Annotated in this window: 10 protein-coding genes, 3 pseudogenes and 1 other annotated feature; of the genes and pseudogenes, 7 read left to right on the top strand and 6 right to left on the bottom strand. The window is 63.0% G+C overall.

Annotated features, from left to right (window positions below):
- From MGN01_RS21070 to MGN01_RS21085, 4 genes and pseudogenes are all read left to right on the top strand, one after another.
- Positions 1 to 215: pseudogene (locus MGN01_RS21070) on the top strand (IS5/IS1182 family transposase); the annotation flags it as partial.
- A 393-nt stretch (positions 216 to 608) separates the two neighbouring features.
- Positions 609 to 803, top strand: coding sequence for a hypothetical protein (locus MGN01_RS21075; RefSeq protein WP_147048793.1), 195 nt, complete (start codon positions 609 to 611; stop codon positions 801 to 803).
- Between the two features lie 241 nt (positions 804 to 1,044).
- A pseudogene (locus MGN01_RS24275) lies at positions 1,045 to 1,604 on the top strand (response regulator); the annotation flags it as partial.
- 226 nt (positions 1,605 to 1,830) lie between these two features.
- Positions 1,831 to 2,718: a sensor histidine kinase gene (locus MGN01_RS21085; protein WP_147048794.1), complete on the top strand. Its 888-nt coding sequence runs from the start codon at positions 1,831 to 1,833 to the stop codon at positions 2,716 to 2,718.
- Positions 2,719 to 2,978: 260 nt separating this feature from the next.
- Here the strand turns inward: MGN01_RS21085 and MGN01_RS21090 are convergent.
- The 3 genes and pseudogenes from MGN01_RS21090 to MGN01_RS21100 all read right to left on the bottom strand — a co-directional run.
- Positions 2,979 to 3,382: pseudogene (locus MGN01_RS21090) on the bottom strand (IS3 family transposase); the annotation flags it as partial.
- Positions 3,018 to 3,156: a sequence feature (AL1L pseudoknot), on the bottom strand. It overlaps the preceding pseudogene by 139 nt.
- 264 nt (positions 3,383 to 3,646) lie before the next feature.
- A complete protein-coding gene (locus MGN01_RS21095) occupies positions 3,647 to 3,925 on the bottom strand; it encodes an adenylosuccinate synthase (RefSeq protein WP_147048795.1) in 279 nt (92 codons plus the stop codon).
- A gap of 18 nt (positions 3,926 to 3,943) precedes the next feature.
- Entirely contained in the window at positions 3,944 to 4,198 is a 255-nt protein-coding gene (locus MGN01_RS21100) for a hypothetical protein (RefSeq protein ID WP_147048796.1), read from the bottom strand.
- A gap of 661 nt (positions 4,199 to 4,859) precedes the next feature.
- Between MGN01_RS21100 and MGN01_RS21115 the strand changes: the two genes are divergently transcribed.
- Entirely contained in the window at positions 4,860 to 5,576 is a 717-nt protein-coding gene (locus MGN01_RS21115) for an SOS response-associated peptidase (RefSeq protein WP_147048799.1), read from the top strand.
- Between the two features lie 346 nt (positions 5,577 to 5,922).
- Positions 5,923 to 6,399, top strand: coding sequence for a hypothetical protein (locus tag MGN01_RS21120; RefSeq protein ID WP_147048800.1), 477 nt, complete (start codon positions 5,923 to 5,925; stop codon positions 6,397 to 6,399).
- A 642-nt stretch (positions 6,400 to 7,041) separates the two neighbouring features.
- Here MGN01_RS21120 and MGN01_RS21125 read toward each other — a convergent pair.
- Both MGN01_RS21125 and ku read right to left on the bottom strand, forming a co-directional pair.
- Positions 7,042 to 7,293 (bottom strand): hypothetical protein, encoded by a 252-nt coding sequence (locus MGN01_RS21125; RefSeq protein WP_147048801.1) that lies wholly within the window; start codon positions 7,291 to 7,293, stop codon positions 7,042 to 7,044.
- On the bottom strand, positions 7,290 to 8,201 hold the full coding sequence (gene ku, locus MGN01_RS21130) for a non-homologous end joining protein Ku (protein WP_147048802.1): 912 nt from the start codon (positions 8,199 to 8,201) through the stop codon (positions 7,290 to 7,292). Before ku ends, MGN01_RS21125 begins: the two co-directional genes overlap by 4 nt.
- 207 nt (positions 8,202 to 8,408) lie before the next feature.
- On the opposite strand from ku, the gene ligD reads away from it, so the two are divergent.
- Entirely contained in the window at positions 8,409 to 10,166 is a 1,758-nt protein-coding gene (ligD, locus tag MGN01_RS21135) for a non-homologous end-joining DNA ligase (RefSeq protein WP_238258676.1), read from the top strand.
- 31 nt (positions 10,167 to 10,197) lie between these two features.
- Here ligD and MGN01_RS21145 read toward each other — a convergent pair whose 3' ends face one another.
- Positions 10,198 to 10,992, bottom strand: coding sequence for an SLAC1 family transporter (locus MGN01_RS21145; protein WP_280178563.1), 795 nt, complete (start codon positions 10,990 to 10,992; stop codon positions 10,198 to 10,200).
- Positions 10,993 to 11,064 lie beyond the last annotated feature (72 nt).

Consider the following 11,064-nt stretch of genomic DNA (forward strand, 5'->3'; position numbering starts at 1 on the left):
CCGAGCAGGGGGCGTGGGCGAATGTGAAGCCGATGCCCAACCGCAAGCGGGTGCTGGCCTTCAGCCCGTTCCTGTACAAGGACCGCAACTTGGTCGAGCGCTTCTTCAACAAGATCAAGCGCTTCCGGGCCGTCGCCACGCGCTACGACAAGGATCCCGACAACTTTCTCGCCAGCGTCAAGCTCGCAGCCCTGCGGGTTTGGCTGCGAGCTTAATCTGTCCGCGACCTAGAGGGCTGCTAACGCACAGCTAGGCCACGCCCATCACCGGAGTCCTCGATGACCGAATCCCCAAAAACTGTATGGGTGTCGAAGTACGCGCTTACGAAGGGCATTCGGGAGTGCGTGGTCGTACCCCCGTCAGGCTAGAAAAACTACCACCTTTGTCAGATGGCCGGACGCGGGCGTTGATGAGAGACTAGCCAAAGGCGAGTGGCACCTTACCAGCACCCGCGAGATGCAATCCGACGAGATCAACAGCCTGAGGCGGAATATCGCGACGCTGCAGGCGCTGGATTTTTGACGGGCTGCTGCTTGATCGCGTCAGGTCGGCTCGGCATCTTCGCGCCGCTCGCATCTAAATAGGCTAAGCCGGAAGAGGGGCCACGCATGGCAATTCACGACGACGCTGATGTGGAAACCATAGTCAAGGTGACGGTTGCATCTCTCGAACAGAGCGATCTTCATATCGGCAAGGCTGACCGTCAGATTACTGACGCGCAGATTCCACGCGTTGAAGAGGCCATTGAGCGGCTTCGCAAAACGCTCGACTTCAAGAAGCGCATCAACGCCGGTCGATCCTGAGCGCTTAGGCCGCCCTTGCGGAACCGCCCGCCCCCGCTGGCCTGCGGCGATGGCTGGTTTCTCTCCCACATTTAGCGAACCCTTCAAGGCCAACACCGTCACCGATGAGTAGGTCAACTCGGCGGTTGAAGCGTACCTGGCGGATCCGACCAGGGCCGCGTACCAGGCTGCCGAGGGCTACAACATCGACAGGACTGCCGACGGTGCAGCCTTGCGGCAGCCCGCCGCGTTGTCTGACCTGACAGGGCTCGGTCTGTCTCAGGTGTTCGGCTTCGCCACGCAGTCAGGCGGAGAAGTGCGCGTGCAGAGCGAGGTCGGGAAGGGCACGATGTTCGTACTCTACCTGCCGCGCGTGGCAGGTGGGACCGCAGCCCCGACCACCGGGCCGGAGCCTTTGGTCGACGGGCACGGCACGCGCGTGCTGGTGGTCGAGGACAACGTCAAAGTCGGCACCTTCGCGACCCAGACCCTGGCAGAGCTCGGCTATGTCACGACGTGGGCCACGAACGCCGAGGAAGCGCTGGCCGAACTCGCCAAGGACGTGCCCCCTTCGACGTTGTCTTCTCGGATTTCGTCATGCCCGGCATGAGCGAGATCGACCTTGGTCATGAGACCCGCCGCCACTACCATGACCTGCCCGTGGTGTTGGTGAGCGGCTACAGCCATGACCTGGCGCAGAATGGCACCTACGGCTTCAAGCTCCTGCGTATGCCCTACTCGTTCGAGCAGCTCTCTCGCGTTCTGCGGAAGGCCGTGACCTGGAAGCGCCGGAGAGGGATCGTGGCCGCATCGGCGCGTTAAGTCTGCATCACGCGGTGCTCACAAGGGAAAACCGTAGACGCCTTAGCTTGGCGCTGCACCCTCTCGGGTGTTGAATGCCATTCCTGCGGCCTCCCTCATCGGAAGTGCTCTCGTGTCATCAAACTCCTCCCTCCCGCCTTCGTGGGCGGAGAAGCACCTGCGCCAAGCCATCGACGCAGCCGGGGTGGCCCTTTGGTCGTGGAACGTCGACGATGATGCGTTCACCATGGACGAACGAGCGTTCGCTCTCTGGGGCTTGCCACACAGCGCATCCGTTACCTTCGAGGACCTGTCCTCCCGCATCCACCCAGCCGACCGCGACCGCGTCCGGGCTGCCTTCGCGGCAACCCGGGGGCTGATCGGCCCCTACGAGATCGACTTCCGCATCCTGCACGTGGATCTCGTGCGGTGGATCTCCGCCCGCGGCCGGGGAGACGACGAAGCCATTGCCGATCGGGTCATGTTCGGCATCTTCCTCGACGTCACTGGCCGCAAACAGGCCGAGGAGGGACACGAGTTGCTCGCGGGCGAAATGAGCCACCGGGTCAAGAACCTGCTCGCCATCGCCACGAGCCTGACGGCCATCACCTCTCGCTCGACCACCACTACGGTCGACATGGCTCGCGAGCTCACGCAGCGGCTCACCGCCCTTGGACGTGCACACGACCTTGTGCGTCCCCTGCCGGGGAGCGAAGGCAAGGCCGCGCTCCTGGGCGATCTGCTCGCGATACTTCTGAGGCCCTATGACGACATGGGCGCGTTCAGCGGACGCATCCGGGTCTCGGTGCCGCGGATGGGAGTGGGCGAGGCCGCCGCGACCACGCTGGCGCTCGTGGTCCATGAGCTGGCAACCAACTCACTGAAGTACGGCGCCCTCTCGGTGCCTACTGGCACGCTTGATCTGTCGGGCATGGACCAGGAGGAGAACCTCGTCATGGCCTGGACGGAGCGGGGTGGCCCGCCCGTCAAGCAACCCGATGGCCCTGGGGGTTACGGAAGCAAGTTGCTGGAACGGGCCATGACGCACCAGCTGGATGGGTCGGTCGCCCGCTCCTGGGACGAGGCCGGCGTCGTCGTCAACCTTACGATGAACAAGGCATTTCTTGTGAGGTGAAGCTCCGGCCTTACCTGCGGATGTACTTCATCCGGGCGAGGCCGAAGCCTTGACGGGTGCTGCGCGGTCGCTGGACCTCTATGCGTCTCAGGTGTCCATGGTTGGAGGCACAAGCTGCGACCTGGTTCGCGTCCTCAAGCTCAAGACGGTCGTGTTTAGGCGTTGGATAAAGCCTCTGACTCACTCTCGCTGATGGCTGCGGCGTTGAACATGTGGATTTCCGCTTCGTAGCCGCAGCATGCGCTCTCGCTTCATGTCGTCGGGTCCGCGCGCCGCGCGGCATGCGCGTGATACGTCGACGGGGCGATCGGCAGGACCCTGCAGATCGGCCTCATCCTGAGGCTCTCGAAGGACGACCCTATGGACAGCGCGATGGTCGTCGATGAAGGCGATCATGTCCACGACCGGCGGTCGAGCTCCGCCAATGCAAAATACGCCAACGCCTTCCTGAGGATCTCATTGGCCTGCCGGAGCTCACGGTTCTCGCGCTCCGGCGCCTTGATCCGCTCACGCTCGTCCGTGCTCGGGCCGCCCCGCAGGCCTTGTCTCGCTCGGCCTAGCGTATCCAGTTCCAGAGCGTTTCGCCCGAGCAACCAATCTTGGCTGCAATCGAATTGATCGCTGCCCATTGCGAGGCATGCTCGCCTTGGTGGTCCAGCACCATCCGCACGGCGCGGGCGCGGACCTCAGGGGAATACGGTGGGGTTCGCTTCGTCGTGGCTCCATCCTCTCAGGAGTTGGAGCCTCCGGGAAACCTGGGGCGGTTCAAGTGGACGAAGCGTTCAATTTTTGAATTGCGCGATGAAGGCTGCGAAGCCGGCTGAAGCCAAAAGCGAAACTGTTTCGCATTTGCCATCAGACGCACACTGCAAATTGGAGCTCATACCCCGCCAGCTCTTGATCAGATCGAGCGGCGGGGACGACCTGCCTAAGCCGCAGCGTCTATGGCGAACTCCATGCCCCGCCCTGGCCCCTGATCGGCATAGTCGACGAGCGCAAGACCGCGTTCAGCTAGCGTCGCCTCGACCGTGTCCCGCTCGCGGCGGACGAGCTGCCCGATCGCGAGCGGTGTCAGGCGCGGGTTGGCTTGCCGCAGCCGGTCGACGCTGACGGCTGCTGTTCCGCCGTTGGCCTCGGCAATCCGGGCGAGCGCCAGCCCAAGGTCGCGCGCCTTAGTCTCGGCTGCGGATTTCGGCTTGAATGCCATAGTGGCTCTCCTCTGTTGCTAGCCGCCCTGCAGACTCTCGGCGAAGTCGTCCGGCACTTCGCCGAACTGGCCGAGGATCGTTGCGCTCTCCAACTCGCCGGTCTCGTCATCGGCCATGATGCGGATGGCGGCCGTACCCGGAATGCGCTTAGCCATCGCCTCGGCCTTCTTGATTGCACCGCTCTCCGTGGGCGCCATTTCCTGTCCGCCAGGGACCAAGCGCTTCCGTTTGATCACGAAACTCTGGACAATGAGCGTGCTCTTGATGGCCATGGTTTATGCCCGTTTTCCATAGGGCCCATCGCTTGACCCGCAACACACATATGTTCCCTTTTTGTTCTCTGCGCAACGAGAGCGAATCATGGGCTTGCCGGCGCGGCTGCCGAGCGAAGCGGATGCTATTGTCCAAGCGTATCTCGCGAGAGCGGCTGGCAATCCGTCGGTCGCGTTACGCTTGGTGGTAAAGGATGCGCTGGCAGATCTTTGCGAGGCCGAACGCCGAGGCGCCGCGCAGAAGCGGCTGGTATCGCTGGGGTATGCGCGCGGCCGGCTTTGAACGGAATGGCCGACCGCCCGCATGTCCCGTGTTTGGCCTATTACCCCTGGATCATCGTTAGGGTGAAATGCGACCTGTGCCCTAATCGGCATGGCGTCTATCGGCTTGCGCGGCTCGCGGCGAAATACGGCTCAGAAACTCCGATTGCCGATATGCTCGCCGGCATTGCGTCCGATTGCCTCTATCCGCGCCCCAATCCGGGGCCGGGAGCCCGCAAGCTCCAGAAGTACAGCGCGCGATGCCACGCATACTTCCCCGATATCGCAAATCCGCCGCCGAAGCCGCCCGACTTGCCAGCCGCAATGATGCGTCCTCGGCTCATTGAGGGCGGGCAGGGATAACTGGCGCCGATCACAGCTTCGGCTACCATTCCCACCGATGTGCAACCTCTACAGTCTCACCTCGAACCAGGAGGCCATGCGCCACTTGTTTGCGATCCAGAGCGACCGAACAGGCAACCTCGCATCAATGCCGGGCATCTTTCCGGATCGTGAGGCGCCGATCGTCCACGTGGTGGGCGGGAAGCGAACCTTGTCGATGTACCGCTGGGGCATGCCGTCGAGCCAGAAGGCGCTCTACGACGCGGCAACGAAGCGGGCAGAGAAGCTCAAGGCGAAGGGCAAGGACGTCGACTTCGATCAACTTCTGCGGATGGAGCCCGACAAGGGCACGACCAACATCCGGAACACGAAGAGTAAGCACTGGACCCGCTGGCTCGGGCCGGAGCACCGCTGCCTCGTGCCGATGACCTCGTTCTCCGAACACAACAAGGCGGCTGGCGGCGACATCTGGTTCGCCTTCGACGAGGAGCGGCCACTGACTTGCTTTGCCGGCATCAAGGTCGAGGACTGGACGTCCGTCCGCAAGATCAAAACGGGAGAAGAGACGATGAACCTCTACGGTTTCCTGACCACTGATCCGAACGACGTCGTCAGGCCGATCCACCCCAAGGCCATGCCGGTAATCCTCAAAACCGAAGAGGAACGCGACACCTGGCTCCGGGCCGAGTGGTCCGAAGCCAAGGATCTGCAGCGACCGCTCCCCGATGGCGATCTGATCATCGTCGCAAAGGGGCAGAAGGGTGACAGCGCGTGAGCGAGCCTACGCAGATGGAGCAGCTGCTTCACCTGATGATCTGCCCAAGCCAGAGCCGACAAGCTGCCGAAGCGGACGCCCATCACCTCATGGTGGCATATGAGGACGGGGCCCATTGCGAGGCTCGTCGTCGAGCCCGCGAAGCGCGTAGTGCGCGGTGGAGCGAAGGAGACCGGCATTGGTCTCGCGTTGCCCGCGCCATCGCTCGTCTGGAAGGTCGCGAGACCGGCTTGAAGACCGCCGATAGGCACGGCAGCTAGGCGTCTTCGGGTCCCTCGTCATCGTCATAGACAGCGCTGCCGACTCGGTGGAGCGCCAACGTTGGCTGAGCGCAGTGAGGGCATTGTTGAGCCTGCCGCGGCTCGGTCGTCCGCATAACGTCGTGAACGAAAGCCATCAGCGCGGCGCGATACTGCTCCTGCGTCACGCTCGCGACTGGGGGAAGCTGGACCTGAACGGGCAGCCGCGTATCGAAAACCCGCGTCCTATGTTGGCCGTCTCGGCCTACCGTGATGTCGAGCATCGACCGAGGAAGCCCACCTCCTATTCGATACAGGCGGACTTCAACGGCCCCAGCGAGATCCGAATTCGCGATATCGTCGGCCATGCTGAGCCCGAGCCCCAGCGGCTCCAGCATTGCATCGACCTCACGCACGGCATCTACCAGCATCCCCCGAGCCTTGATCCAACCTGTGGGCGCGCGCTCCTCGAGCGCCCGCACCTTCCGCAGCTGGTCGGAAAGTACATTCAAAGACTTCTCTTCACTCTTCTGCACCCGACGATCATGTTTCTCAATGCGAGACAGAAAATCGTCAGTATCTGAGAACGGCTTTGCCTTCCTGAATCGGAACGCCTCATGCGGCTTATTCGATGATTTGCGAGCGATGTGTATCGCATCTTCCATCAGGCGACCCTGTAATCATGTTTGTGGGCTCATCATCCTTCATCCTAAGCAATCTGCAATATGGTTGGCGTGCGATTAACAGCGGTACAAGTGAAGTTTTCTTATCCCCCAAATGGGTGATGCGAAGGGGCTGAAGTTGGCTCAGGCTCGCTCAGGCGCAGAGCTGCGTATTCCGTGCGAACGAACTGCAGCCGGAGGAGCGATGGCATACTTTGCATTCAGCCTTGGGCATCACGGCGGCATGGTTACTTTCGAGCGATCCAGGGTCTTCGCCGAGGACACAGACGAAGCCGTCGAGATCGCGCTCTCCTAGGCCACCCATGAGCGCCGGTGCTGGAACGAGCGGGCCGACCCATCCAGGTGGCCTCTGATCGTTTGGAAGCTCGACGGAACGATGGGCCACAAGCGCAGGGCTCTGACGTACTATCAGCACGATGTGCGGCCGAGGGACTGGGTAAGGCTCTGATCCGTCGTGATGGGCAAGATGGTTGTTAGCGGAATGATCGCTTCCAGCTCATCGAGTAAGGAACGCGCGTTTCGGGGGCAGCGACGCGGCCAAGGCTAGCACTCCTCAATATCCGATCCCCGCTCGCGGAGCTCGCTGAGGAAAGCCTTGCAGTCGCCGGATGCGCCTGTGGCGACGATTGCAATAACTGGTGTTTCTTCTTCCAGCCACGCAGCGGCATTCTCGCAGTCTGAGAAGCCGACCGTGTCGAAGCCGCTCGCGGCAAGCTTTCGGCACGCGGCTTCTCGCACGGGCTTAGATGGCACTACGACCATCGCGAGTTGGGGCAGATGTTTGTTGCCGCTCATGCCGCCTTCTTGCGTGAGGCGCTCTTGCGGGTTGTGGCCTTGCGCGCGGTGCTTCCGCTGGCCGATCGCGCCGGAGCTTTCGTACCGGCCTTTCGGCCTTCGGACCTCGGTGCGCCTGACTTCTCGGATGCAATGCTGCGCTTCAACGCCTCCATCAGGTTCACGACGTTGCCCGAGGTCTTGGCGGCGGCCTTTGTAGCCTTGCTTCTCTTACCCGACTTGGAGGCCTTGCCCTGCACGAGGGCGATCAGGGCGCCCTCGTAGCGGTCCTCGAAGGTCTTCGGGTCGAACTTGCGGGTAGCACGCTCGATGAGTTCCTCGGCCAGCGAGCGCATCTCGTCGGTTGGCGTGCCGTCCGGCATGTCCTCGAAATATGCGGTCGGGGAGCGGATCTCGTCGTGGTAGCGCAGTAGCGTCGCGAGCAGACCCTTGCCGTAGGGCTCCAGCAGGACGATGCGCTCGCGCTTGTAGATGACGAGCCGGCCGAGCCCGGCCATGCCCTTCTTCTTCATGGCGTCGCGGATCACGGCGAAGGCCTCTCTTGAGACCTTGTCCTCGGCCGCCAGATAATAGGGCCGATCAAGATAGCGTTCATCGACTTCGCTGCGGCGGCAGAACGCCTCGATGTTGATCGTGTGCGTGCTCTCAAGGGCTATCTCGTCGAGTTCGTCGCCCTCGATCGGCACGAGCTCGTCCTTGGCAACCTCGCAGCCCTTGATCTGATCTTCTCGATCGACCGGCTCCTCCGTAACGGAATCGACGATTAGCTGTTTGATGCGGTTTCCAGTCTCGCGATTGATGGTGTGGCACTTCAAATGAGCCGAGGTGCTGACGGCCGGATACAGCCCAACCGAGCATGAAACCAGGGAGAGGCGGAGATGTCCTTTCCAGTTTGCCCGCGCAGCCACGACTTTCTCCAATGTTTACACAAGTCTAGGACGCCGCCAGATTCAACAATTAGAATCCATGGCTGATACCGCGACTCAACAAGAGTCAGTTTCGACTCGTTCCGTAGGATTTGATGCCGTGGATAACTTGGTTTCGACTTGCCAGACGAGGGTTAGCTGACGTCTCCGCTGGAACGGGAGGATGCCGTTCGCAGTTCTTCTCCAGCCATGAGCAGGTCCCTTGAAACCTACCGCGCCAAGCGCAACTTCACGGTCTCGTCTGAGCCAAGTGGCCGGCAGGGGCGGAGTGCCGGCAAAGGTCGGTTCGTCGTTCAGAAGCACGATGCCCGGCGTCTTCACTACGACCTGAGGCTTGAGGTCGACGGCGTTCTCAAGAGCTGGGCTGTGACGCGGGGGCCGAGCCTCGTGCCCACCGACAAGCGTCTCGCCGTAGAGACTGAAGATCATCCGATCGAGTACCTGCGCTGGGAAGGTGCGATCCCGAAGGGCCAGTATGGCGGCGGGACGATGATCGTCTGGGATTCCGGGACCTGGACGCCGGTCGGCGACGTCGCGACGGGGCTCGCGAAGGGACACCTGGAATTTGCGTTGGAGGGCGAGCGCCTGCGGGGCCGCTGGCATCTCGTGCGCATGAAGGGCCGGGGCAACGACAAGAAGACCCCTTGGCTTCTCATGAAAGCCGACGACGAACACGCTCGCGCCGAGGGCGAGGGTGACATCCTGGAAGAACAAGAGGCGTCAGTCCTGTCGGGCCGCACCATTGCGGAGTTGGCCGCGGGTGGCGCGCTGAGGGCGGACCATAAGAGCCGTGCCAAAGTCGCCAAGGATGCCAAGAGCAGGAAGGCGCCCGCCGCCAAACCCTCGGGCGGGAAGAAGGGCATTCTCCCGGCCTTCGTCGAACCCGCGCTCGCGACCCTCGCCGAGCAGGCTCCCAGCGGCAAGGATTGGCTCTTCGAGATCAAGCATGACGGCTATCGCATACAAGCCCGCATCGACGGCGGCCGGGTCAAGCTGCTGACCCGCTCCGGCCTCGACTGGACCGTGAAGTTCAAGCCGGTCTCTCAAGTCTTGAAGGCGCTCAAGCTGCCCTCGGCACTGATCGATGGTGAGATCGTCGTCGAGACCGCGAGCGGTGTGTCGAGCTTCTCGGCCTTGCAGCAGGCACTGACCAGCGGCGAGATCGACGCGGCCAACTTCTACGCCTTCGACCTGCTCTACCTCGACGGCCGCGACCTGCGCGGACTGCCGCTCACGGAGCGCAAAGACCTGCTTCGACAGGCCCTCGATGATGTCGGGCCGGACAGCCGCATCCGTTACAGCGAGCATCTCGTCGAGGACGGTGCCGCCATGGCCCGACACGCCTGCCAGCTTGGACTTGAGGGCATTATCGCCAAGCGCGCGAGTGCCCCGTACCGATCCGGCCGCAGTGACCTTTGGCGTAAGGTGAAGTGTAGCTCGACCCAAGAGTTCGTCGTCGCCGGCTTCATGCCCTCGACTTCGGCGCCGCGCGCAGTGGGCTCCCTCATCCTCGGTGTTCACGAGGGTGAAGGATTGGCTCATGTCGGGCGCGTTGGCACCGGTTTCACCAACGCTGTAGCGCGTGAGCTCTGGAAGCAGCTCGACCCCTTACGGATCGATGCGCCGCCCTTTTCCGACCCGCTGCCGCCGCTCGCCAGTCGGAACGCCAAATGGGTCGCGCCAAGGCTCGTCTGCGAGGTGACCCTGCGCGCCTGGACCAGCGACGGTCAGCTCCGTCACGCTTCTTTCAAGACTCTGCGCCCCGACGTGAAAGCGGAAGAGGTCGTTCGCATGAAGAAGCCGAAGCTCGGGGTGTCGCCCAGCGAACGGCGGCGCACTTGGCTATCATCCGAGCAGGCCGTGACGAGGAAGGCCAGCGCGAGCAGCATGGCGTGCTGGCTGTGTGAGGGAAGGCGGAAGGGGCGCGTCACCCGTTCGATCATGTGAACCAACGTCAATCGTAGATATCCGTCCGCCTTCAGAGAGGTCGGACCGGCAAGAGCTTGCCGCGCAGCAGCAGGCTCAGCGTTCTGAGCGCAATCCAGCCGATGATGAGGTTGGCGGCGGCGAACAGCGGGACGGCCAGAGACGCGCTCGGCCCTTCCAGCCCTCGCTCCGTCAGTCTCAACGCCGCGAGCGGAAAGGCCGAGACGCCGAACATGTAGGCCCAGGCTGCCGGCGAGAACGGCTGCTGGCGCAACCAGGGCACCAGTCGCACCATGACCAGGGCATGCAGCAGGGCGTAGCCGAACAGGATCTGGGCCAGCCGGTCGGGCGGCCCGTCGGTGACCGCCAGGTAGGCGACGCAGGCCACCGCGGGCGGCGCTAGGTGCCGCCCGAGCGAGGCCCGCAACGATACGGGCAGGGTCTGCAGGATCAGCCTATGAATGACGACTGATTCGAGCGTCAGCCATGACAGGAGGCCGGCGCCAAAGAAGAGCAGGCCGAGTTCCTTCATACCGAAGGCGGCGCAGGTGATGGCCGCCACGAAGCCCCCGCCGACTGTGGGCATGTAAAGGATCGGCGTCGTCGCCTCGAAGGCGCGGTCGCCCATCCAGAGTCCTCCCACGCCCCAGACGGCGAAGAGCGTCGTGCCGACAAGCCCCGTAAGAGCCATCGCCCACGCAGCGCCCGGGCAGTGCGGCGCGAGGCCGACGCTCGCGATCATGGTGGCGACGGGAGCCAGCGAGGCGAAGAACGACGACGTCGGGTCGCGCACCTCGAACAGCACCGTCTCCCGGTCGTTCAGCCACCGAGCGGCGTAGAAGACCAGTCAGGCCGCCCAGACCGCCACGCCGAAGAGAGAGAGAGAGAGAGAGAGAGAGAGAGAGAGAGAGAGAGAGAG

The sequence above is a fragment of the Methylobacterium gnaphalii genome (assembly GCF_007992215.1).
Classification (GTDB): domain Bacteria; phylum Pseudomonadota; class Alphaproteobacteria; order Rhizobiales; family Beijerinckiaceae; genus Methylobacterium; species Methylobacterium gnaphalii.